The sequence below is a fragment of the Parasphingorhabdus sp. genome (genome assembly GCF_048269865.1).
Taxonomy (GTDB): Bacteria; Pseudomonadota; Alphaproteobacteria; order Sphingomonadales; family Sphingomonadaceae; genus Parasphingorhabdus.
On record NZ_JBLWUA010000009.1, the window covers coordinates 173386 to 197371 of the forward strand.

23 protein-coding genes are annotated in these 23986 nt (G+C 59.5%); 18 read left to right on the forward strand and 5 right to left on the reverse strand.

Annotated features, from left to right (window positions below; all coding sequences use genetic code 11):
- Positions 1–393: 393 nt before the first annotated feature.
- The 4 genes from ACN0WW_RS13520 to ACN0WW_RS13535 all read left to right on the forward strand — a co-directional run bounded on the left by ACN0WW_RS13520 (position 394) and on the right by ACN0WW_RS13535 (position 4881).
- Positions 394–1047, forward strand: coding sequence for an ABC transporter ATP-binding protein (locus ACN0WW_RS13520; RefSeq protein WP_417613374.1), 654 nt, complete (start codon positions 394–396; stop codon positions 1045–1047).
- Positions 1048–1051: 4 nt separating this feature from the next.
- Positions 1052–2326, forward strand: coding sequence for an ABC transporter permease (locus ACN0WW_RS13525; protein ID WP_417613376.1), 1275 nt, complete (start codon positions 1052–1054; stop codon positions 2324–2326).
- A gap of 77 nt (positions 2327–2403) precedes the next feature.
- Positions 2404–2832: a DUF3299 domain-containing protein gene (locus ACN0WW_RS13530; RefSeq protein ID WP_417613378.1), complete on the forward strand. Its 429-nt coding sequence runs from the start codon at positions 2404–2406 to the stop codon at positions 2830–2832.
- Positions 2833–3621: 789 nt separating this feature from the next.
- Entirely contained in the window at positions 3622–4881 is a 1260-nt protein-coding gene (locus tag ACN0WW_RS13535) for a tyrosine-type recombinase/integrase (RefSeq protein WP_417613380.1), read from the forward strand.
- Positions 4882–4959: 78 nt separating this feature from the next.
- Here the strand turns inward: ACN0WW_RS13535 and ACN0WW_RS13540 are convergent, their stop codons facing one another.
- A complete protein-coding gene (locus ACN0WW_RS13540; protein WP_417613382.1) occupies positions 4960–5361 on the reverse strand; it encodes a MerR family transcriptional regulator in 402 nt (133 codons plus the stop codon).
- A gap of 150 nt (positions 5362–5511) precedes the next feature.
- Between ACN0WW_RS13540 and ACN0WW_RS13545 the strand changes: the two genes are divergently transcribed.
- From ACN0WW_RS13545 to ACN0WW_RS13575, 7 genes are all read left to right on the forward strand, one after another.
- Entirely contained in the window at positions 5512–5892 is a 381-nt protein-coding gene (locus tag ACN0WW_RS13545) for a DUF3703 domain-containing protein (protein ID WP_417613384.1), read from the forward strand.
- The gene (locus ACN0WW_RS13550) at positions 5889–6554 is read left to right on the forward strand and encodes a class I SAM-dependent methyltransferase (protein ID WP_417613386.1); all 666 of its coding nucleotides are present in this window, start codon (positions 5889–5891) and stop codon (positions 6552–6554) included. The genes ACN0WW_RS13545 and ACN0WW_RS13550 overlap by 4 nt, the downstream gene beginning before the upstream one ends.
- Positions 6554–6913, forward strand: coding sequence for a hypothetical protein (locus tag ACN0WW_RS13555; RefSeq protein ID WP_417613388.1), 360 nt, complete (start codon positions 6554–6556; stop codon positions 6911–6913). Before ACN0WW_RS13550 ends, ACN0WW_RS13555 begins: the two co-directional genes overlap by 1 nt.
- Positions 6914–6976: 63 nt before the next feature.
- Complete coding sequence (locus ACN0WW_RS13560; protein WP_417613390.1) at positions 6977–8209, forward strand: TolC family protein; 1233 nt, start codon at positions 6977–6979, stop codon at positions 8207–8209.
- Entirely contained in the window at positions 8206–9447 is a 1242-nt protein-coding gene (locus ACN0WW_RS13565) for an efflux RND transporter periplasmic adaptor subunit (protein ID WP_417613392.1), read from the forward strand. Before ACN0WW_RS13560 ends, ACN0WW_RS13565 begins: the two co-directional genes overlap by 4 nt.
- A 14-nt stretch (positions 9448–9461) precedes the next feature.
- Complete coding sequence (locus ACN0WW_RS13570) at positions 9462–12590, forward strand: efflux RND transporter permease subunit (RefSeq protein WP_417613394.1); 3129 nt, start codon at positions 9462–9464, stop codon at positions 12588–12590.
- Positions 12587–13495 (forward strand): cation diffusion facilitator family transporter, encoded by a 909-nt coding sequence (locus ACN0WW_RS13575; protein ID WP_417613396.1) that lies wholly within the window; start codon positions 12587–12589, stop codon positions 13493–13495. The genes ACN0WW_RS13570 and ACN0WW_RS13575 overlap by 4 nt, the downstream gene beginning before the upstream one ends.
- Before the next feature lie 44 nt (positions 13496–13539).
- Here the strand turns inward: ACN0WW_RS13575 and copD are convergent, their stop codons facing one another.
- Genes copD through ACN0WW_RS13595 form a run of 4 tightly spaced genes read right to left on the reverse strand, consistent with a single transcriptional unit; the run spans position 13540 to position 17838 of the window.
- Positions 13540–14466, reverse strand: coding sequence for a copper homeostasis membrane protein CopD (gene copD, locus ACN0WW_RS13580; RefSeq protein ID WP_417613398.1), 927 nt, complete (start codon positions 14464–14466; stop codon positions 13540–13542).
- A gap of 7 nt (positions 14467–14473) precedes the next feature.
- Complete coding sequence (gene copC / locus ACN0WW_RS13585; RefSeq protein WP_417613400.1) at positions 14474–14869, reverse strand: copper homeostasis periplasmic binding protein CopC; 396 nt, start codon at positions 14867–14869, stop codon at positions 14474–14476.
- A gap of 33 nt (positions 14870–14902) precedes the next feature.
- Complete coding sequence (locus ACN0WW_RS13590) at positions 14903–15949, reverse strand: copper resistance protein B (RefSeq protein WP_417613415.1); 1047 nt, start codon at positions 15947–15949, stop codon at positions 14903–14905.
- A 5-nt stretch (positions 15950–15954) separates the two neighbouring features.
- The gene (locus ACN0WW_RS13595) at positions 15955–17838 is read right to left on the reverse strand and encodes a copper resistance system multicopper oxidase (RefSeq protein ID WP_417613402.1); all 1884 of its coding nucleotides are present in this window, start codon (positions 17836–17838) and stop codon (positions 15955–15957) included.
- A 70-nt stretch (positions 17839–17908) separates the two neighbouring features.
- On the opposite strand from ACN0WW_RS13595, the gene ACN0WW_RS13600 reads away from it, so the two are divergent.
- The 7 genes from ACN0WW_RS13600 to ACN0WW_RS13630 all read left to right on the forward strand — a co-directional run.
- Entirely contained in the window at positions 17909–18181 is a 273-nt protein-coding gene (locus tag ACN0WW_RS13600; protein ID WP_417613404.1) for a metal-sensitive transcriptional regulator, read from the forward strand.
- A gap of 88 nt (positions 18182–18269) precedes the next feature.
- A complete protein-coding gene (locus ACN0WW_RS13605; RefSeq protein WP_417613406.1) occupies positions 18270–18779 on the forward strand; it encodes a DUF305 domain-containing protein in 510 nt (169 codons plus the stop codon).
- Complete coding sequence (locus ACN0WW_RS13610) at positions 18776–19159, forward strand: hypothetical protein (protein WP_417613407.1); 384 nt, start codon at positions 18776–18778, stop codon at positions 19157–19159. The genes ACN0WW_RS13605 and ACN0WW_RS13610 overlap by 4 nt, the downstream gene beginning before the upstream one ends.
- Positions 19160–19239: 80 nt before the next feature.
- On the forward strand, positions 19240–19515 hold the full coding sequence (locus tag ACN0WW_RS13615) for a DUF5676 family membrane protein (RefSeq protein WP_417613408.1): 276 nt from the start codon (positions 19240–19242) through the stop codon (positions 19513–19515).
- Positions 19512–21827: a copper-transporting P-type ATPase gene (locus ACN0WW_RS13620; RefSeq protein WP_417613409.1), complete on the forward strand. Its 2316-nt coding sequence runs from the start codon at positions 19512–19514 to the stop codon at positions 21825–21827. Before ACN0WW_RS13615 ends, ACN0WW_RS13620 begins: the two co-directional genes overlap by 4 nt.
- A 220-nt stretch (positions 21828–22047) precedes the next feature.
- Positions 22048–22413 carry a hypothetical protein gene (locus ACN0WW_RS13625; RefSeq protein WP_417613410.1) on the forward strand — a complete coding sequence of 122 codons (366 nt, stop codon included), beginning with the start codon at positions 22048–22050 and terminating at the stop codon, positions 22411–22413.
- Positions 22414–23155: 742 nt separating this feature from the next.
- Positions 23156–23986, forward strand: an 831-nt coding sequence (locus ACN0WW_RS13630; RefSeq protein ID WP_417613411.1) for an ArdC family protein, incomplete at its 3' end; no start/stop codon positions are given.

Below are 23986 nucleotides of genomic sequence, written 5' to 3' on the forward strand. Positions count from 1 at the left end.
TCGACCAATTCCTCTTGAAAAGAATAACGATATGATGTAACATAACATCAATGTCGGCGCGTCACTTCATTCTTTTTGCAGCAACCCTGAGCTCTGGCGTTCCCTTGCATGCGTGCAATCTTGACGGCGGATTTGGCATGCACCGCTTTAGCCCGTTCCAGATGATGCAATCCGGCTCTGTCGACCGAAATCAAAACGCCACGCCCGACCAGACCAGGCCAAATCCAACGCAGTTGGAGACGCCGGTTGCGGACGAACCGAACAGAGTCAATCCGCCAACTAAACAAATAGCGCCTGAAAAGCAGGCAACAAATGAGCAGGAGGCTGCCTCCAAGACCAGCCCGGCCAGAACCGGCGATTTGCCAGCCGACAGGACGACCTATCGCTAGCTCCATGTTAATCGAAATCGAAAATCTGGGCTATGCTATCAAGGGAAAGCCTATTTTTGACGGCTTTTCGCTCTCGGTAGAGGCACGAAGCCACCATCTTCTGGTGGGGCCGTCGGGATCGGGGAAGACAACCCTCATCAATCTGATCTGCGGGTTGTTGGCTGCCGATCATGGCGTGATCAAAGTAGTGGGCCAAGATATCGCTGCTGCTTCTGAGAGCGGACGCGATAAAATCCGCCGTGAGAATATCGGGATTGTTTTCCAGACGTTGCGCCTGGTCTCGGCACTGGATTTATCCGCCAATCTTTTGCTGGCCCAGCGGCTCGCCCGGGGCTCCACCGACGTCCCCCTGATCAATTCTCTACTAGAACGGCTCGGCATTGATCATCGGGCCCAGGCAAAACCGCATGAAATGAGCCAGGGCGAAGCACAACGGGCGGCAATCGCCAGGGCGCTGGTTACCCGGCCGCGGCTGCTGATCGCGGACGAACCGACATCTTCCCTTGATAAAAGCAATGCGCAACAGGTCGCAGATCTCCTGCTGGAATGCGCGGCAGACTATGGAGTCACATTGCTGATTGCCACTCATGACGACCGGCTCAACCCGCTTTTCCCCAATCGGATCAGTCTGACCGAACATATGGCAATGGTGGCCTGACCCGATGTTCAGACTTGCACTTGCCTATCTCCGGGATCGCAGCCTTACCACCGCGCTCAATGTCCTGTTACTGAGTATTTCTGTCGCGATGCTGGTTTTGCTGGTGCAGTTTGCCGATCAGTTTTCAAGCCGCCTGGACCGGGACGCAGAAAATGTTGATCTGGTGGTCGGCGCCAAGGGATCACCGCTGCAGCTTATTCTTTCAAGCATTTTCCACGTTGACCAACCGACCGGCAATATTCCTCTCGACAGCCTTGATTTATTGCGGCGCGATCCAGCCGTCAAAGAAGCCATTCCCTTGGCGCTCGGGGATAATTTTGACGGCTTCCGAATTGTTGGAACGGAGGCAAGCTATGCACGCCTATATGGTGCTGAAATCGCGCAGGGCAAAATGTTCGCAAGACCGATGGACGCGGTTCTGGGGGCTTCGGTGGCGAAAATAACCGGTGCGAAGCTGGGGCAACAGTTCATTGGCAGCCACGGCCTTGAAACGGACGAAGGCGACGGACAGGGCCACGATCACACCCCCTTTACCACCGTCGGTATACTGGCACCGACAGGCGGTGTCATCGACCGGCTGATCCTGACGTCGGTCGAGAGTGTCTGGGACGTGCACGGCATTGAGCATGACCATGAACCGGACGATGCAGATCACAAGACCGCTGGCCATGGACATGAATCCGGTCACCCCGACGAACATGAGCACGCCCCGTCCGCACAGGGGCATATGGAACCGGAAATAACCGCGATATTGGTACGCTATCGCAATGCGTCGGGCGCGATGCGCCTCCCCGCGATAATCAACCGCCAGACCGCAATGCAGGCCGCATCCCCGGCAACGGAAACAGCCCGCCTGCTGTCCCTGTTTGGTGCCGGGATCGAGGGCGCGCGGATATTCGCCTGGATACTCGCGGCGACCGGTGGCCTCGCCATATTCATTGCCTTGCTCAATATGGCACGCGCACGGGAGGGAGATCTTGCCCTGTTGCGAGTCATGGGTGCCAGCAAGCTTCAGGTATTTGGTACGATATTGCTCGAGGGCCTGATGACAGCGGCGGCAGGGGCTGCTCTGGGTGTTGTCGGCGCGCATGTGGCGCTTTTGCTAGCAAGCCGCAGTTTCAAGACATTGAGTGATCTCGGATTGAGTGCAACCCACTTCTTCCCCGCCGAATTTGCGATCATCGCAACGGTGCTCTTGATCGGGATCATCGCCGCGCTCGTTCCCGCCGCGCGCATCTTCCGCATCAACCTCGCCAATACACTCGCGCGAACATCATGAGGAACTCGATGAAAATCCTTTACGCCGTCGCCCTTGCTTCAGCCTCATTCCTGCCCGCTGTGCCAGCATCCTCCGCGATGCAAAATGGCGGCAAGGCGCCCACAGCAGACGTATGGAAACCTGCCGCGACACCGAAAGGCGGGACATCCTGGGCTGTTCTGGAATCAACAAAAGAGAAAACACGAGTCGGCAAGGACGGCTATATCTATTCGAAACCGTTGTTTTCACCGGCGGTAAAGTCCCTTGCAGGAAAGCGGATAAAGGTCGCTGGCTGGATGACTCCCTTGGAGAACGGTGCGCGGCAGAAAAGATTCGTGCTGCTTGCCTATCCCCCGGGATGCCCTTTCCATTTTCACGCTATGCCGAACCAGTTCATCGAAGTGCTGGCAGACATCCCCTTTCCTACCGATGAAAGAAAGATACATATCGTTAGTGGTATATTGGAACTGACGGGTCAGGATGAGAGCGGAATTTTCTATCGTTTGAAAGCAGCGAGTCCGTCGTGATCCGGTCTTAGGGGAACCAAAAGCCCGTCAAGTCTGCTTCCGCAGCAGAGAAATGCCGACAGCGATCCTTGTTTGCATTTATTTCATCCCCTGTCTGGCTCGTCCGGCGTCGTCGCAGGAGCGATCATGGCGCAGTAGAGCGAAGCGTAGTTCAGGACGCGTGTCGGCGCTTTCCGCAACCGAGTAGCGCGACCACGGTTCATAACCACTCTCGCGCAGCAGGTTCGTTCACCGTTCCACTTCCATTCACTGAGTAGGGCACGCGAAATCCGGAAATGTGCGGCATGCTTTCAGCGAAGCATTTCAACCAATCAAACGACCGAAAAGTGCGCGGAAGGCTTCGAAGATTTGTTTCCTTTGCATCAACTTTGTGGTGCAGAGTACCCTTGGAATTTGGTTTCATTTCTAGAAATTGCCGCCATGCACGGCCAAATCCGCGCCATGAAACGCTGCCAACTGCTTCCCCGATGCAGAAAGTGGGGCGGGGAAGCAGACTTCCCGCCGTCGCGACCTGCATAATTTATTTAATCCACGTGGTAAAAATGGAGCGGGCGAAGAGATTCGAACTCTCGACCCCAACCTTGGCAAAATGTCTGAGCAGCTTAGCCGTGTCTACGCCAGATAACGCCAAAGGCCGATATCATGCTGTAATGTAGTAATCTTTCCAGACAAAAACTACGCCAGAGCCATCCGTCATTACGCTAGATTTTCTCTTCGCTCGCTTACAATGTGCTTACATTGCCAACCGGAACGGCTTGTGTAAGCAAATTGTCCGAAAGGACGAACGGTATGGGCAAGCTCACAAAGCGAAGCGTCGACAGCATGGCAATCCCCGCCAAGGGACAGGCATTTCTCTGGGATGACGAACTTCGCGGCTTCGGTGTCCGGGCAATGCCATCCGGCCTGAAGGTCTTTGTTCTCCAGTATCGCAATGACGAGGGGCGCAGCAGGCGCATCGTCCTCGGACGCTATGGGGTCCTCACCGTCGAACAGGCGCGCAAGCAGGCGATCATGAAACTTGGCGCGGTGGCCGGGGGCAACGATCCGGCAGAAGAACGTGCAAAGTCGCGCGCCGCGATCACGATCCGCGAAGTTTGTGACTGGTATCTGGAAAATGCCGAGTCCGGCAAACTTCTCGGCCGCAAGCATCGGCCAATCAAGGCGTCGACACTCGCCATGGATCGCAGCCGCATCGAAACCCACATCAAGCCGCTCATCGGCAACCGCCAGGTCCGCTCGCTCCGGATGTCGGACATCGAAAAGATGCAGATGGATATCGTTGCCGGCCGAACCGCCAAGCCGAAGGGAAATAGCGGTCGTGGTGGGCGGACAACCGGTGGCCCAGGCGTAGCGGGCCGAGCCGTTTCTACTCTTCACGCGCTGCTGGCCCATGCGATGCGATACGATATCGTCGAGAACAATCCCGCTGCCGGAGTCCGCAAGATCGCTGGCAAACCGCGCACCCGGCGTTTGAGCGCTGTCGAAATCCGCGCGCTGGGCAAGGCAATTACTGTGGCCGAACGCAATGGTGAAAACCCGACCGGTCTGGCCGCCATTCAGGTCCTTTTGCTCACGGGCTACAGAATCTCCGAAGTTATTGGCATGCAGCGCAATTGGCTCAACACCGACAAGGGCATCGTTCATTTCCCCGACACCAAGACAGACGGCCAGATCCGTGCGATTGGCAAAGCCGCAATTGCTGTTCTCGAATCCGTTCCAAAAAAGCGCGCGCTGCCGCTTTTCTTTGCCTCTGACTTCGTCGACCAGCCGTACTCCGGCGTTCCTGAAGTACTCCGCGCACTCTGCACGATTGCCGGGATTGAAGGCGTTACTCCGCATGTGCTCCGCCATACGTTTGGCAGCGTTGCAGGCGACATGGGTTTCTCGGAACTGACCATCAAAGCGCTGCTAGGGCACGGCGCGCGCGGATCGACCCAAAACTACGTCCACCTCGATGAAGCGCTGCGCCTCGCAGTCGACAGGGTGTCGGGCAAGATCGCGAATTTGCTCGATGGAACAGACATAGCGATCCTCGATAGGGCAGCTTGAGCAACACGTCGGCTCGATCAAGCGCCTAAGCAAAGCGTCGTTACAATCATCTTGTGGTCGAAATAGTGTATCGGCCAGTTAGCGGCCAGCACCGCTCCCGGCGAGCACCTCGATCACTCTGCACTCGGCAACAGTGCCGTGTTTGCAACTCTCGACCACTTTGGTGAGCTCTTTTCGAAGTGCTCTGAGATCGGTCAGCTTTGCTTCAACTTCGCGCAATTGGGCGCTGGCGATCTTGTCGACCGTTTCACAAGGCTGGTCGGGATCATCCGCCATCGCCATAAGCTCCTTTACCTGAGACATCGAAAAGCCAAGTTTGCGCGAACGCTTTATGAAGCGGAGGCGCGAAATTTCGTCCGGCCCGTAATCGCGATAATTGGACGATGTCCTCGGCGGCGGAGGCAGCAGCCCCTCCCTCTCGTAATAGCGGATGGTTTCGGACTTGGTGCCAGTCGCACGTCCTGCTTCGCCAATTCTCATCTGCTCTCCGATACAGAAAACTTGCTTGACCTTGTAGTTACTACAAGGTGCAGGGCTTGTCATCAGGACAGGAATTGAGCCCGACCAGCCTCGGAAATGATTACCCGAACGCTGGTCAAGCCGATGGTCTGTCAAGCACAGGAGTTACAGATGATGCGGGCAAATACCCGAGTTGAAGAGCTGCTACGACAAGAACGTGAGGCGTTCGGTGAGGCCCGACGAATAGGCGAGGTCTCAGCGGCCTGGGCCGCGCTGGAACGCGAGCACATTATTGGCCAGCCCTACCTTGCGGCGCACTTTCGCTGCCACTTGTCGATGCTGGGCTTCGCTATCGAGCTGCGCGACTGGCGGGAACTGCGCGGACAAATTCTCCGGCTGCTGCTCGCGCCACTGGGCAATGCATCGGGACGCTTGCCGATCGGCAATACTGGTCGCTCCAATGTCAGCGCCTTTGCACCGATGGAAATCCCCGCCGATCTATCAGCAAAAATTGAAAACACGTCGCCCGATGCTGGCGAGAACGTACAATGAGTGTCCTGAGCAGTGCGGAGACGAGGAAACTCTATAACCGGATCGCGGGGGTCTATGATCTCTGCCTCAAGGCCTTCAATGCGGTGGGAACCAACCGATGGCGCTCGCAGCTTGTAGCGAATTTGCAGATCAGGCCCGGCGACCATGTCATCGACCTGTGCGCGGGAACAGGTGCGAACCTTCCCTATCTTGCAGAGAAACTTGGAGCCCAAGGTAAGCTCACTCTCGTCGATCTTTCGGAAGGGATGCTAACCAAGGCAAAAGAGCGCGCGGAGAGGCTGGGCCTGACGAACGTCGAAATCGTCCAGATGGATGTGAACGAGTTTCGATTTCCGCCAAAAGTCGATGCCATTATCAGCACGTTTGGGCTCGAAATGGTGCCCACTTACCCGGCCATCATCGAGCGGGCCGTTGCTTCGCTGCGGCCGGACGGGCGCATCGGTCTGCTGGGACTGAAGCATCCCGAAAACTGGCCACTATGGGTGCTGCAAATCGGCATCTTGGTGACAAAGCCCTTCGGCGTTTCCCGCGACTACGAGGACTTCAAACCGTGGGTCGCTGCCCGAAACGCGGCCAGCCAAGTATGGTTTGAAGAACACCTCGCAGGATCTGCCTATTCCTTTGTCGGGCAGCGCAAAGCGACATTGGCCGAGAAACAATAATGCTTTTAACTTCAAGCCTTCTTCGCTACTCGCCCGCCATGCGTTTTGTTTTCACTCTCTTCGCCGCGATGGCGATACTGGTTTCCGGCATCCATGCCGGGCCATCGGAGGCGCATGAAAATGATCCCACGCATGCCAGCGAGCATCACGCCCAAAGTGACGATGACGATGGCGGTTCGGAGGATTCTACCAAGGGCGACCAGCACGGCTGCCATCACCATTGTCCAAGTGCCGCAGCGTCCAATCTCGGCAAACTGACATCGACGCACAACTTTGCTAGCGCCCGTCTGGTGCCGTCGAAGACGTTCCCGCTTGGCTCAACTACGCGTGCACCGCCACTAACCCCTCCCAAGGCCTGATTGTTCGCACCGCGCGCGGCCTGATCGCGCGCTCTGAAGCAATTTGCCAAGGGATGATTCCCCATGAAATCGATAATTTGCGCTTCCCTGCTTGCCGGGGTCGCGGGGCTGTGGCCAGCAACACTTGCGGCGCAGCAGCTGACACTTGACGAAGCGGTCGACAGGGCCGTGGCCTCCGCTCCTGAAATGGTCGCAGGACAGGCGACAGTCGATGCCGCGCGCGCCGAAATCCGCCAGGCCGACGTGCGCCCCAACCCCACTGTGTCGGTCGAGGCCGAAAATTTCGTCGGCAGCGGCGGGTTCAGCGTGCTGGAACAACCTGAAGTCACAGTGACCTACGAGCAGCGCATCGAGCGCGGCGGCAAGCGAGAAGCCAGGCTGGGATACGCGTCGCGCGGCCTCGACCTTGCTCAGGCAGAAGCTCGCCTGGCGCGGCTGGAGCTGGCGCAGCAAGTGCAGCGCGCCTTCATCGACATTCAAATTGCTGACCAAATGGTCTGGATAGCCGAGCGTCGGCTCGAGACGGAACGCGAAATGCAAACGGAAGCCCTGCGCCGCGTTCGCGGTTACCGAGACCCTCTGTTTGTCGAAACACAGGCTGCAGCGCGTGTCACTTCGGCTGAACTCGCGCTTGAACAGGCTGAGGCCCGATCAGCCGCCGCCCGCAATCTGCTCGCCTCTTTCTGGGGCGGAGAGGGCGACGGGCTTGAGGTGTCAGATGGCATAGAGAGACTGGCCAGCTTGCAAGGCGAACTGGCGCAGGCTGATGCGAATGTTCGCGATGCAGCCGTAGCGCAAGCCAGCGCGGAAGTGGTGCTTGAGCAATCACGCGCCACTCAGGATTACACAATCGGCGGCGGCGTCCGTTTTTTGCGGGAAACCAACGATGTCGCCCTTGTCGCAGGCATTTCCATCCCGCTGGGCCGGTTTGATCGCAATGAAGGCAATATCGACCGTGCGCGCGCTGAACGCCGGCGGTTGGAGGCCGAAGCGGAAGCCGACCGCCTCGCGCGATTGCGCCGACTGGCGGCTTTGCGAGCCGAAGCCAGCGCTGCTGCGAGACGGGCAGATGGGCTGATGCATCAAGTCTATCCGCAAGCTGTCCGGACACTTGAACAGGTCCGCGAAGGCTACAATCGCGGAGGCTTCCGCTTTTCCGATGTCCAGGACGCCGCTGACACGATCATCCAAGTCCAGCAACAATGGGCCGATGCGATGACGATGTTCCGCGACGCCCAATCCGAAATCGATCGACTGACCGGCCGCTTTGACGTGGCTGCGGAGACTCTCCCATGATCAAGAAAATTTTTGCACGCTGCGTTCCCTTCGCGCTTATTCTCCTCCCGCTCGCTGGCTGCAGTCCAGCGCCCGATGGCACCGAAGCAGAACACAGCGAGAGCGCCGAAGCACCTGAAGGTCCGCATGGCGGCAGGCTGCTGACCGATGGCGATCTCGGGCTTGAAATCACCATATTTGAAACCGGGCAAGAGCCGCAGTTTCGCGTCTATCCCTACTGGCAAGGCGAGGAGCTCGATCCCGCCAAGGTCAATCTTCAGATTACGCTGTCGCGCCTCGGCGGGAAAGTCGATCGATTCACCTTTACTGCGCAGGATGATTTTCTGGCTGGTGCAGGCATCGTCGAAGAACCGCACAGCTTTGATGTCGAAGTTGTCGCATCGGTTGACGGAAAGCGCAGCCGCTGGACGTATGAAAACCATGAAGGCCGCACGACAATCACGCCAGAAGCTGCCGAGCAGGGCGGAATCGCAATCGCCACTGCCGGGCCAGCAACGATTGGTGATACGCGCGAGCTCTTCGGAACGGTCGAACTCAACCCGTCAGCACGATCCGAAATCCGCGGCCAGTTTCCTGGACGCGTGATCTCGGTAACCAAACAAGTCGGTGACACCGTGCGCAGCGGCGAGCTGCTCGCCCGGATCGAGTCCTCCGAGAGCCTACAAACCTATCCGGTCTATTCGACGGTAAGCGGGGTCGTGGCCGAACGGGGCGGAAACCCCGGCGACATGACGCATGACGCCCCGCTCTATGTCATTACCAATCCGTCAGCGACGACGGTGGTCTTCAATATCTTTCCGCGCGATCTTGGGATCATCCGGCCAGGCATGCGGGTCGAGGTCCAGTCGCAGGACGGGCGGGCAGTCGGTGCAACCACGCTTGGCCAGTATCTGGCCGAGGGCAATCCTCAGGTCGGAACGGCTCTGGTGCGCGCGGCCATCCCCAATCGCGGGGGGTGGATCAGGCCCGGCATGACCATGCGCGGGCGAGTCATCATCAACGCGGAAACTGTACCGCTGGCGGTTCGCACCGAGGCGATCCAGCCCTTCAGGGACTTCCAGGTGGTCTACGCCAGATATGGCGATGAATATGAAGTGCGGATGCTCCAATTGGGGCGCCGGGGTGCCGAGTATACCGAAGTCCTCTCGGGCATTGAACCCGGGACGCCTTATGTCACCGAAGGCTCCTTCCTTGTGCGTGCGGACGTCGAAAAGTCCGGCGCGAGCCATGATCATTAAGGGAGGGACAGCTCATGCTTGAAAATATCGTCGGACTATCGATCCGCCAGCGCTGGTTTGTCCTCGCTATCGTGCTGCTGCTTTGCGCGCTCGGCGTGTGGAGCGCGTTGCGCCTGCCGATTGATGCTGTGCCGGACATCACCAATGTCCAGGTGCAGATTAACACCGAGGCTGAAGGCTATTCGCCGCTCGAATCCGAGCAGCGTATCACATTTCCGGTCGAGACCGCCATCGCGGGTATTCCGAACCTCGAATACACCCGCTCCATCTCACGCTATGGCCTAAGCCAAGTGACGGTTGTGTTTGAAGACGGGACCGACATCTATTTCGCCCGGCAGCTCGTCAACGAACGCATCCAGCAAGTCAAAAACCAACTTCCCGAAGGCATTGAGCCGCAGATGGGGCCAATTGCCACCGGTCTGGGTGAAATTTTTATGTATGCAATCGAGCCGGAGCCTGGTGCGCGCAAGCCCGATGGCAGCGAGTGGACGCCGACCGATTTGCGGACATTGTCCGATTGGGTCGTGCGGCCGCAGCTCCGGACCATTCCCGGTGTCGCTGAGGTCAATACGGTCGGCGGCTACGAACGGCAGTATCATGTTACGCCGGACCCGATGCAACTTGCCGCGCTGGGCCTCTCGCTATCGGACGTGGTCGAAGCGCTCGAACGCAACAACGCCAACAGGGGCGCTGGCTATGTCGAGCGCGGCGGCGAACAGATCCTGATCCGTGTGCCGGGTCAGGCGTCGAACGAAGCCGATCTCGGCAGCATCATCGTGGCAACGCGCGGCGGCGTTCCGATCCGCGTGGCGGATGTGGCGGAGATTTCCATCGGCGCCGAACTCAGGTCAGGTGCAGCAACCGAAAACGGCCGCGAAATCGTGCTCGGTACGGTGCTGATGCTGACAGGCGAGAACCCCAGAGTTGTGGCGCAAGCTTCTGCGGATCGGCTTGAGCAAATTACCGCCACGCTTCCCCAAGGCATTATCGCGCATCCGCTCTACGACCGCACCGAACTGGTCGATCGCACGATCGTCACGGTCGAAAAGAATCTTGCCGAGGGCGCGTTGCTCGTCATCGTCGTGCTGTTCCTGTTGCTGGGCAATTTCCGTGCGGCCCTGATCACCGCTGCGGTCATCCCCGTGGCAATGCTGATGACCCTGTCAGGCATGCTGGCCACTCGGACTTCTGCCAATTTGATGAGCCTGGGCGCGCTCGATTTTGGATTGATCGTCGATGGCGCAGTGATCATCGTCGAAAATTGCCTGCGAAGACTTGGCGAACAGCAAAAACGTCTCGGGCGGCTGCTCGATCGCGATGAACGCTTCGGTCTCGTGGCCTCGGCCAGTGCTGAAGTCATCAGGCCGAGTATTTTCGGCGTCATCATTATCACCGTCGTCTATCTGCCGATCTTCGCGCTCGAAGGGATCGAAGGCAAAACCTTCCATCCCATGGCGATCACCGTCGTGCTGGCTTTGACAGCCGCGATGATCCTGTCGCTGACTCTCGTTCCGGCTGCTGTGGCGATGTTCGTGACCGGCAAGGTGGAGGAGAAAGAGAACCGGCTGATGCGCTGGATCTCGAATGGTTATGCTCCGCTGCTTGGCAAGGTGCTCTCTCGGCCCAAGCCCGTTCTCGCAGGTGCGGTTCTGCTTGTTGTAATCGCGGGCTTTGGCGCAACGCGCTTAGGGTCCGAGTTTATTCCCGAGCTCGACGAAGGCGACATCGCCATGCATGCCTTACGCATACCTGGCACCAGCCTGTCGCAATCAATCCAGATGCAAGAAGCGCTGGAAGAGCGCATCCGGCAATTCCCCGAGGTGGAACGGGTCTTCGCCAAAATCGGCACGCCCGATGTGGCGACTGATCCGATGCCGCCATCGGTCGCCGACAATTTCATCATGCTCAAACCGCGCGCAGAATGGCCCGATCCGCGAAAACCGCGTGAACAGCTTGTGGATGAACTCAACGAGGCGGTCGAGCTGATTCCGGGCAACAATTATGAATTCACACAGCCCGTCCAGATGCGGATGAACGAATTAATCGCGGGCGTTCGCGCCGATGTCGCGGTCAAACTGTTCGGCGACGATCTCGATCAGCTTATCGCCAGCGGGCAGGACCTCGAGGAAATCGTTGGAAGCATTCCTGGTGCTGCCGATGTGAAGCTTGAGCAGGTTACCGGACTGCCGGTGCTGTCGATCGTTCCGCGCCGTGACATGCTTGCTAGCTACGGCGTGAATATGGTCACCGTGCAGGATATCGTTGCAACCGCCACCGGCGGGCAGCAGGCTGGCCAGATATTCGATGGCGACCGGCGCTTCCCGGTGGTCGTGCGCCTACCCGAAGACCTGCGCACCGATATTGACCGGCTGAGCAACCTGCCCGTGCCACTGGCGAACGGCGCATCCGTTCCGTTGGGAGAACTTGCGGATATCACGCTGGCTGCCGGACCGAACCAGATCAGCCGCGAAAACGGGAAGCGGCGCGCGGTGATCACTGCGAATGTCCGCGACCGCGATCTCGGAAGCTTCATCGAGGATTTGCAAGCCCGTGTGGACAGCGAAGTTGAACTGCCCAGCGGTTATTACGTCGAATATGGCGGGACGTTTGAACAGCTGCAGTCTGCCACGACCCGATTATCCATCGTAGTGCCGCTGGTGCTGCTGCTGATCTTCGGCCTGCTATACACATTGTTCAGGTCATGGCGCGATGCGGGTATCGTTTTCACAGGCGTGCCGCTCGCGCTGACCGGAGGCGTTGCTGCACTTGCCCTGAGGGATATTCCGTTCTCCATTTCGGCAGGTGTCGGCTTCATAGCGCTGTCCGGCGTGGCGGTTCTCAATGGCGTTGTGATGTTGTCCTTCATCAGCGATCTTCGCCAGCGCGGCGAAGCTTTGTTCGAAGCAATCCGCCACGGAGCCCTGACGCGTCTGCGGCCAGTGCTGATGACAGCGCTCGTCGCTTCGCTCGGCTTCGTGCCAATGGCGTTAAACGTGGGCGCCGGATCGGAAGTTCAACGCCCGCTCGCCACCGTGGTGATCGGAGGTGTTCTGACCTCGACCATACTGACGTTGCTGGTGCTGCCCGCACTCTATCTTTTGGTGCATCGGCGCGAAAAAAGCAGTGAAGGAGAGGCCCAATGAGCGCGGGACACGATCACGATAGCAAGAATATGAGCGATGTCCGGCTTGTCTGGGCGGTCATCGTCAATGTCGGTCTGACTATTGTTCAGATCGTCGGTGGGATAATCTCGGGTTCGCTCTCGCTGATTGCGGACGCTCTGCACAATTTCAGCGATGCGGCGGCGCTTGGTCTTGCGCTGTTTGCGCGGCGGATCGGACGAAGACCGGCCGACAAACTGATGACGTTTGGCTATGCTCGTGCGGAGCTTGTCGCCGCGCTTATCAATCTCACGACACTGATCATCGTCGGTTTCTACCTTATTGTTGAGGCGTTGAACCGTTTCATATCACCGCAGCCGGTCGAAGGCTGGACGGTGGTCATTGTCGCGGGCGTTGCCTTGGTCGTCGATGTCATAACCGCCGTGATGGTGCATTCCGGCTCGAAAAGCAGCCTGAACATCAAGGCCGCATTCCTGCACAACGTTTCGGATGCATTGGCATCTGTCGGTGTGATTGTCGCGGGCACGCTTATTATCCTGTTCGATCTCTACATTGCCGACTTGATCATGACCTTGGTGATTGCAGCCTATGTCATCTACCAAGGCATCTCGATCATGCCACGCACTGTGAGGTTATTGATGGGAGCCGTTCCTGACGAACTTGAATTCGACCGCATCGTCACTGCCCTGCAAGATCTGGATGGAGTCGACGATCTTCATCACGTCCACGTCTGGTCGATCAGCGAACATCATCGCGCATTGGAGGCACATGTCGTCCCGGTCGGCGGCTCGCTCGAGGAGTTTGAGACACTGAAAGCCAAGGCTCGCGCCGTGCTGGAAGAGCATTTTCATATCGAACACGCAACCATCGAAGCGTGTCTTCGAACTGGTTGCATGTCCGAGAGCGAGGCCTGTCAATCTACCTAAAACATGTAACGACGGCATGACTTCCAGAGCGGTCTGGTCACACCCTATTCCATCACCATCGGTGACATCATGCCCAAAACTGCGACGAGCCCAACCACGCCAACCGCCAGTCCAAACTCGCCGATAAGACTGCGACGCAAAGCTGCCAGCGAAGCGGGGCTATCGTTGGCTTGGGTATTATTTGGCGAAGCTTCGCGCCGCCCGATCCGGGCATTGTGCGCCCCGAAGGCGAGCATGCCGCAGACCAGCACCAGCTTTCCTGCCAGCAAAATGCCATAATCGGTCGTCAGGACTGCAGCACTGTTCGTGATCCCGAAGATCAGTTGGGTATTGATCAGACCTGTAATGGCAACGACCGATACCAGCGTGACCCCCAGCGGCGCAAATCGGTGCATCACGCCCAGCAGGTTCCGCGCCTGAGCGTCATCAACTCGGCGATGCGCCCTGATGACAAGATGGAGAAACCAGCCGATGGCCCCCAGCCACAACCCGGCTGCGAGCAAATGCAGTCCATCATTGAGGCGATGAAACAGCCCCAATCCCCCCTCCGTCGCGGCGGCATGTCCGCTCCATGCGAGCGTGATGAGTGCGGAAGCGTAACACAGGGCAGCGATGGGCAACACTGACGCCAGACGGTTGCGCAGCAAAAGTGCAATCAGGCCTCCTCCGAGCAGTGCCGCGCGAAAAAGGAAAGCCCAACCCAGATCGGTGCCAAAGATCATCGCTTCGACCATCGGCCCTTCGAGCGCGGCGAGTGGCTGGCCCATCATCGCAGCGATCGAGGTCAGCATCAGGACGAGCGACACCAACGGTGCCAACACCGCACCCACCATCGCCACGGCAAAACCGTTTCCCCACTGCTGCCAATTCAGCTCGCGCAGGCCAATCACGCGGAACGCTGTCCACCCGAACAAGCCAAGCAGCAGTGCATAATGCAGAAACCGCAATCCCGGCTCGAGCCAGTCCTCCATAAAGTGGTCAGCTGACCGTGAAGTTCACGGTGCCCGTCATCCGGTGCCCGTCGGCGCCGGCGGCCTGCCAGCGCACTTCATAGGTGCCAGCACGCAAGGCTTGGCGCAGGTTGAGCGTCAAGGTCCGATTGCTATTCGACCAGGCGGTGGTGAAATTTCGGATCGTCATTTCGCCGTGGTTCGGCATGCCGGGCATTGCGGTCATGACGATGCTCGCAGCGGCGGTCGGCGGCAGTAGAGCCTCGCTATACGTGATCGTTATAGAGCGCGGCCGCGCGACCGTTGCGCCTTCGGCTGGCGTTGACGCGGTGACGCGCGCGTGAGCGAATGCGGCGGTAGGCACGGCAGCCGATACCAAAGCGAGGCTCATAGCGCCTATCGGGAATAGCTTGCGGAAATTCATAGCGTCGTCCTTTTTGAAATAGGGGGAAAGAGTTCAAAACCAGAAACGGATGCCGACAACATAATTGGTCACGCTGGGGTCCTCGCCGCGTGCACGGGCGTAATCGGCGCTGCCGCCGATGCGCCAGCTCTGCTCGATGCCGATATAAGGCGCGAACTCGCGAATGATTTCGTAGCGCAGGCGCAGGCCCGCCTCGACCTTGTCGATACCTGCTCCAATGCCGAGTTCAGCCACATCCTGCGCCGACAGACTGATTTCACCGCGAGGCTGGAGGATCAGCCGCTGTGTAATGCGCTGATCAAGTTCGGCTTCGATCCGCGCAGTGATATCGCCGCGATGCGAGGCGAACAGCGCGGCATCGACCTCGAACATATAGGGCGCGAGGCCCTGCACGCCGACAACCGCGTAGGTCGTGTCGGGTCCAGCTACATCCTGCCGCACGCCTGCCTGCACATCCCAGAAGGGCGCAATGGCACGCGAATAGAGCGCCTGAAACTCGGCATCCTCAATCGCTTCGTCAAAACTGCCTTCACCTTCACTCTTGAACCAGAACCTCTCGGTCGTGCCGCCATAATAGCCCTGCACGTCCCATAGATAGCCATCTGACCCCTCGCGGGCCTGAACTTCGGCGCGGTCGGCCTGGAACCAGAACACGGGGAAATCGCCGTGGGTCTGCTGCAATTCGCGTCGTGATGCCCGCATGGCATCGGCACCCCAGATCGCATCGGCGGCGCGCGGCGGACCGCTCCCCGCCTCGGGCGGCGGCGGGGTTTCCATTGTGGGTCCGGGTGAAACCGAGGCTGTGCCATCGCGATCAGCCATTGCACCATGATCCATTGCGCCATGGTCCATAGCCGAATGATCCATACCATCCATCGCGTCTTGCTGGGCTGGCGCAGACTCAGCCGCCGCAGGCATGTCGTGGCCCGCATGCGGATCGACGGGTGGCGGGGTGACGGGCGAAGGCTCGGGAGCAGACATCGCATGCCCCTCATGTCCGGCATGCTCGTCCTGGCTTTGCGCGAATGCCGGGGGAGTGAGCGCAGACGCGGCAAGCATCGTCAGCGCAAAAGTAGCGATCCGGCTCACGATGCGGCCTCCGGGCCGACCACGGTCACGGTCTGCATCATTCCGCCATGCATGTGATACATCAAATGGCAGTGGAAGGCCCAGTCGCCGGGCTCGTTGGCGGTGAAGTCGAACTGGGCGCTGGCGCCCGGTTGAACGATGACGACGTTCTTGCGCGGTTGATGCGCAGCGCTTTCCCCGTTCACCAGCTCGAAGAACATGCCGTGCAGATGGATGGGGTGGGCCATCATCGTGTTGTTGATGAGTTTCACCCGGACGCGCTCATTCCACGCAAAACGGATCGGCACATCGCTGACGGCCGAATACATCCGCCCGTCGAACGACCACATATAGCGTTCCATATTGCCGGTAAGATGCAGTTCAAGCAGCCGTGACGGCTCGCGCGGGTCAAGATTGGGCTCGAGCGCGGAGAGCATGCGGTAGTTCAGCACTCTGTGCGGCACATCGCGCAGGCCAAGGCCCGGATCGCCCATTTTGTCGACCGGGGCCATTGATACACCGTCGATGCCCGGGCCAATGGCGACATCGGGCGGTAACAGCGACGTATCTCGCATGCTCATGCCCTCCATGCTCATGCCGCCCGTCGCCATTCCGGCCATTGCGTCATCGGCCGCAGGTGCTGGAGCAGCAGGCGAGGCATGGCCCATGGCCGAGTGATCCATGGCCGCCGCACCAGCACTGGCCGCGCCGACCGGCGCAGCACTATCGGCAGGTGCGCTATGGTCCATGCCGCTGTGGTCCATTCCCCCGGAGCCGTGGTTCATGCCCATATCGCCCATCGTCAGCAGTGGCGGATCGCGCAAGGGCGGCACGGCAGCCCGAGCGCCCGGTCGGCTCGCCAGCGTCGCGAGCGCCATGCCCGACCGGTCCATGGATTCGCCAACAATCGAATAGGCCTCGGCGTCGCCCGCCGTGACGATCACGTCATAGGTCTCGGCGGTGCCGATCTGGAACTCATCGACCTCGACGGGCCGCACATTCTGCCCGTCGGCAGCGATAACTGTCATTGGCAGGCCGGGAATGCGAACGTTGAAGAAGCTCTGCGCTGACCCGTTGATGATCCGCAGCCGGATACGCTCACCGGCGCGGAAGAGATATTCCAAACCTTCGGTCGGCCCGCGGCCATTGGCGAGGAAGGTGTAGGTTGGCGATCCGATGTCCATGATGTCGGTGGGCATCATTCGCATTTGCGCCCACATCCGCCGTTCCTCACCCGTCATCGGATAATCGTCGGTCCAGGTGTTTTGCTGCCGGTTGAAATAGCCTTCGCCGGTGCGCAGCCGGTTCATGATGAAATGCGGATCGTGTGTGGTGAAGTCGCTCAGAAGCAGGATATAATCGCGGTCATATGCGACCAGCTCCGCGCCCGCTGGATCGATGATCATTGGGCCATAGTGGCCCGACTGCTCCTGAAGACCCGAATGGCTGTGATACCAATAGGTGCCCGCCTGGCGGACTGGAAACTCATACACAAACGTTTCATGCGGCTTGATGCCTGGAAAGCTGATGCCCGGCACACCATCCATCTGGAATGGCAAGAGCAGTCCATGCCAGTGGATCGAGGTGTCCGCATCGAGGTGGTTGGTAACGTTCAGGCGAACATTCTGGCCCTCGCGCAGCCGGATGAGCGGACCCGGCACGCTGCCGTTCACGGCAATGCCGGGGCCTCGCCTGCCCTCGACAATGCGGTGGCCGCTGCCAACAGCCAGGTCGATGACGTCGCCGCTAAGCTCGCCAAATCCTGCCGGGATCAACGGACCCCCGCGACCGTGGCTGCCGCCGTGGACACTATGGCCCTGCGCCCAGGCAGGGATCGCGAGCATGGATGCACCGACACCCAAACCGCCCAAAAGAGTTCTTCGCGAAACTTGATTGGTCATTGTCTTGCTCATCCTTTGGTAAGCTGATACTATACCCCCCTATGGTATTGCAAGGGATAAGAGGGAATCGATGACGAAAGACAAGACAGCCATTCTCAATCGGCTCAGCCGGATTGAGGGCCAGGTGCGCGGCGTGGGCCAGATGGTCGCGGACGAGCGTTATTGCATCGATATCCTGCATCAGATGCAGGCCGTGAAAGCTGCCCTTTCAAAGGCAGAGAGTGAAATTCTGAAAGATCACGCGGCGTGCTGCGTTTCCGAAGCGATCGCATCGGGCGATACGGCCGAGCAGCGCGTGAAGTTCAACGAGCTGATCGACCTGTTCGAAAAGGTCAAACGATGACCCCAGCCCAAACCGAAGCCAAGACCGTCACCCTTTACCGCATGGTGATGGCCCTGCGGATGTCGCTAGCGCCCATGGGAGATACGCAATGACCTACACCCGTTTTCTCGCGATGATCGCAACCTCAACCGTTGTGATGTTCGGCCTGATGTATCTGAACACCTACGCCCTCGACCATATCTTCTACAGCCAGACCCGCACCTGGATGGCCGTCTATATGGGCGCTGTCATGGCGATTATCATGCTCGCCTTTATGTGGAAGATGTATGACGGAACATCCAAGAAGCTGACAATTGTCGGGGCATCACTGCTGGTTTTTGCAGGCTCGCTCTATCTCGTCCGCAGCCAAGAGACTGTTGACGACGTGAGCTACATGCGCGCGATGATCCCGCATCACTCGATCGCGATCATGACCAGCGAGCGAGCGCAGATCCGCGATCCCCGCGTTCGTGCTTTGGCGGATGACATCATCGAGGCACAAGTCAGGGAAATTGCCGAGATGAAGCGGCTGATCGCCGATCTGGAGGCTCAGCCAGTTCCCTCAGATGCTCCCATTTTGCCGGCAGTCCCAGTGCAAAGCACAGAAACGGGAAAATGATGGTACGCGGCAGCAAAAGCGAGACCGAGGCTGTTCCGCACAGCGATACGCCTGATGAAATGTCCAAAATTCGTCAGCGTGCGCTCGCAAGGTGGGACAATGAAGGGGGCGCGATTGCCTCTATCGCTGAGATTGCTGCGGATGCTGTCCCTGAAATGACCAACACTGAACTGGTCCATCTGCGTATCCGGGTCATCGCGCTTGAAAATCTCATGATCGCTGTACTGGCAGAGGGATCGGAGCAGCAGCGCCAGATGGCGCGCGACATGGCCGCTCTCATTACACCCCGGCCAGGTTGCACCCAGCATCCGCTGACCATTCATGCAGCCGATCACATAACTGATTTGGTTGGACGCGCAGACCGGTTTCGCACGGGCTGACACCGCAAAGCCTGTGCTTATCCCGGAAGGAGCAGCCGCGTGGTCGCACCCAGACACCAGCTTCACCAAGGGAGATAGACATGCAAAATCCAACAATTGGTCGCCAGATTATTCGCTGGGGATGGACGCTCAGCGTTTTTATTCTGCTCAGCTTTCTTGTTTGTATTGCGTTCGGCCTGTTGATGCCTGGACGCTTCCACATGCATGAGGCATGGGCGCCGCTGCTGCCGGGGTTTGAGTGGCTGACTTGGCCCGGCTTCATCGCAGGCGCGGTCGGTAGCTTTCTCTATGGCTGGTATATCGCGGTATTGATCGTTCCGCTCTATCGCTTCTTCGGTCGTGGAGATCCGTCATGAGTGGCTATATTTGCCCCATGCACCCTGAAGTCCGACAGGACGAGCCGGGTGATTGCCCGAAATGCGGAATGCATCTGGTACCGGACGATGGCCAGCAAAGCGGCACGCATACCGAATGCCGCGCTTCGCATGACCAGAAGGAACACCAACCGAGCGATGGCAGCTATGATCAGGTGCCAGAGGGCTTCATCGGCACGGTCTATACCTGCCCGATGCATCCACAGGTGCGCCAAACCAAAATGGGATCATGCCCGATCTGCGGCATGGGGCTGGAGCTGGAATCCGCGAGTATGGTGGAGGACGGCCCCAATCCGGAGCTGGTCGATTTTACCCGGCGTTTCTGGGTCGGCGCTATCCTCACAATACCCTTGCTGGTTCTGACCATGGGGCCGATGCTGGGCCTTGGCGGTCTGCGCGAAATATTCGGCGAGCGTGCGACCCTGTGGATCGAGTTCGCGCTGGGCACGCCGGTGGTCTTGTGGTGCGGCTTGCCGTTCCTAGTCCGCGGCTGGAAGTCCTTCCGGACGATGAACCTCAACATGTTCTCGCTCATCGGGATGGGGGTCATGGCGGCGTGGCTGTTCAGCATCGTCGCCGTGCTGGTTCCGGGTATTTTCCCTGACGGTTTTCGCGATGCAGAAGGTAATGTCGCGGTCTATTTCGAAGCTGCCGCAGTAATCGTCACTCTGGTGCTGCTGGGACAAGTTATGGAGCTGCGCGCCCGTGAAGGCACCGGCAAGGCCATCCGCGCGCTGCTCGACCTTGCGGCGAAGACCGCGAGCGTCATCAGGCCCGACGGCACTGAAGAAGAGATCGAGCTGGAAGACGTTCAAGTGGGCGACCGCTTGCGCGTCCGGCCCGGTGACAAGGTCCCGGTCGATGGCACTGTACTGGAAGGACGGTCTTCCGTCGACGAGAGCATGGTGTCGGGCGAACCTGTACCGATTGAGAAAGTCGCTGGCGATCAAATTACCGGTGCGACCATCAACGGCACCGGCAGTCTGGTGATGGAGGCGACCCGTGTCGGTTCGGACACGATGCTGGCGCAAATCGTCGAGATGGTCGCGAACGCTCAACGCTCGCGCGCTCCGATCCAGAAATATGCCGACAAGGTTGCGGGCTGGTTCGTTCCGGCGGTGATCGGCATCGCGGTGCTGGCCTTTATCGCCTGGGCAATCTGGGGCCCTGCTCCCGCGCTCGCCTATGCCCTGATCGCGGCAGTCTCGGTCCTGATTATTGCTTGTCCCTGCGCATTGGGCCTCGCCACACCGATGTCGATCATGACTGCAACCGGGCGCGGTGCACAGGCGGGCGTACTGATCAAGAATGCCGAGGCTCTCGAACGCTTCGAAACGATCGATACGCTGATCGTCGACAAGACCGGCACGCTGACCGAGGGCAAGCCCCGGTTGGTCGCGGTGATGCCGGAGGATGGGCATGACGAGGCGGAAGTGCTGTATCTTGCAGCCTCGCTCGAACGCGGGTCGGAACACCCGCTGGCCGAAGCAATCGTGCGCGGCGCAGAGGAGCGCGGCGTTGCGATGGAGAGCGCCAGCGACTTCGAGGCCATTACCGGCAAAGGGGTAAAGGGTACCGTTGACGGCAAGTCCATTGCCCTTGGCAACCTTGCGCTGATCAATGACATGGGTCTCGAAGCAGCAGCGCTGACACAAAAGGCCAACGCCAGACGCGACGAAGGCGAGACGGTGATGTTTGTCGTAGTCGACGGCACCATCGCCGGTCTCGTCGCGGTGGCCGATCCGGTGAAAGAAACCACCCCTGCGGCGCTCAAAGAACTGCACGCATTGGGCCTGCGCATCATCATGGCAACCGGTGACAATGAACGGACGGCCAAGGCAGTTGCCGCGCGGCTAGGTATCGACGAAATCCGCGCCGACGTTCTGCCCGAAGATAAGGCGCGCATAATCCGCGAACTTCAGGAAGGGGGCGCGAAAGTTGCGATGGCAGGGGACGGGGTCAACGATGCGCCAGCGCTAGCGCAAGCCGATGTCGGCATCGCGATGGGCACCGGGGCGGATGTAGCGATTGAGAGCGCAGGTATTACGCTGGTCCGCGGCAATCTCGATGGGATCGTGCGCGCTCGCCGCCTTGCCAAGGCGACAATGAACAACATCCGCCAGAACCTGTTCTTTGCATTGATCTACAACGCGGCCGGAGTGCCCGTAGCGGCTGGCCTGCTCTATCCGTTTTTCGGCATCCTGATCAGCCCGATGTTTGCCGCCTTCGCCATGAGCGCGTCCTCCATCTCGGTGGTCCTCAATTCGCTGCGCTTGCGGACCGCCAAGCTGTGAGCGAGGCGGGACGCGGCAATCGCGATCGTGTTCCTAGGCGAATGGATCTTCCTTTCGCGCCAGAAAGATCATTCAAAACAAGGACCGCAACACTCTGCCAATGGTTCAGCTAAAAAGGAGCCGCACGATCACTGAACCCATTTTTCACCGACTCGATAAGCCCGAAACGTGGATTGCTATTCACGGCTTTCTTGTCTCGTTCGCCTGGGAAATGTTTCAGATGCCGTTCTATGCAATGGATCAACTGTCGGCGTGGCAAGTTACGAAGAGCTGCGGCATTGCTTCGGTGGGCGATGCCGGAATAATGGTGTTCGCCTACTGGATCGCGACAATTGCAACCGATGATCGGATGTGGCTTCGCGGCGCGCGTGCGCGAGCCCTCACAGTATATTTAGGCACCGGGCTGTCGATTACGATAGTCGTCGAACACTTGGCGCTCCGCAGCGATTGGGGCTGGCAATATGATGACACAATGCCGTTGATCGGTGGCGTCGGGCTGGTGCCATTGGTCATGTGGATCATTGTGCCATTGGTAACGATGAAACTGGCAGAGCGATCAGTCGTGCACAGCGGGCCGGCGCCGTAAGCAGATTAGAAAATCGACGAGCTAATTCTCTCAATGGCGCACACCATGCCGAAGGCCAGTGAGTTGCGGGCGTTCGATTTCCGAGTGTAGGCAAGGGTCGCTCTTTGCATTGCAATGGGGGAAGGCCTTCCCCTGAGCCGGAGCCGCTTTGCTGTCTCCTGCTACCCCTTCTGCGGGGACACCCCGCAACGCCCCGGGAAGCGGAGCGGGGCTGTTGACGCGCTCTGTCCCGCTGGCCTTGCGGCCTGCTCCTGAGGGCGCGGCATTCATTTATATTGGCCCCGCGCGCACTCTGATTGCAGCTTACATTGTCATGAGGATCGGCCTGCCGGACGACAGGCCCCGCCGGGGCGGCCGATCCAAGGACTTGCACCACACGCTTCAATTCAGGGTGCGCATTTACTGTCTTGGACATCTCGCTGGTCGCTCGGCCCCGACTGGCGGCACGAGCAGGTTGCTGCGGACGGCGCGCTGCTAGCGCGCCGGCGTTGTTGGTGTCGGCCCGCGAAAGCGGCGGGGTGGGCGGCGCTCCCGTCTGGGCACGGTTCGGCCAGCCGCAACCCGGCCCTGAAGGGACCGGGTCTTCCATTGCATTGCAGCCCTTCTCCGACCGGCTGAACGGTCAGCCAATTGCGTCATGCGGGTGCGGCTGTCCGAACCGCACCTTTCTGGTCGCTGTCACCGCCCACCCCGCCCCTTCCGGGGGCCGGTGTGCGGATTTGGGCAGTTCGGGAGAAGGGCGATGGCGCGTAAAGTTTCAAAAGGCAGTGCAGGTGGCAAGCGTAGAGGGGCGGCGCGCAGCGCCGCGCGCGGGAATGACTCCCGCGCATCGCTGTATGACGAGGTCACGCAGACAATCATAACCCAGCTTGAGGACGGCGTGTTTCCTTGGGTCAGGCCGTGGAGCAAAGCCAAGGCCTCGCTCGGCCTGCCCTGCAATGCGGTGACCAAGCGGGCTTACTCTGGCATCAATGTGCTGGTCCTGTGGGGCGCGGTGATCGAGGGCGGCTACCCTTCGCAGGATTGGCTGACCTTTCGCCAAGCGCTGGCCGCTGGCGGCTGCGTCCGCAAGGGCGAGCGCGGGCGTACGGTGTTCTATGCCGACCGCTTCACTCCGAAAGGCGACCGCGACGCGCAAAGGCGCGAGCAGGTCAAGAGCGGCGAGGAGGCGCGTTCGATTCCGTTTCTCAAGCGCTTTACCGTGTTTAATGCCGCGCAATGCGATGGCCTGCCCGAAGGGCTGGTGTCGCAGCCAGCGCCGCTGCCCGAGCGCGAATTGCACCGCGCTGCCGAAGACCTCATTGCCGCAACGGGCGCGGATTTCCGGATTGGCGGGGCGCAGGCCTACTATTCGCCGTCGGGCGATTTCGTGATGGTGCCGCCGCAACCGGCCTTTCATCACCAGATCGACTATTACCGCACCGCGCTGCACGAGCTGGGCCATAATGCCGTAACTCGGATTATGCCGCATAGCCTCTGCTGCGGGCCTGTTTTCAGAGCATCAGCCATGCGGCGGTTCGGCATAATCAGAGCCCTTCGAGGAACGCGAGGAGCTGGTCGTCGGGCCGGTTCC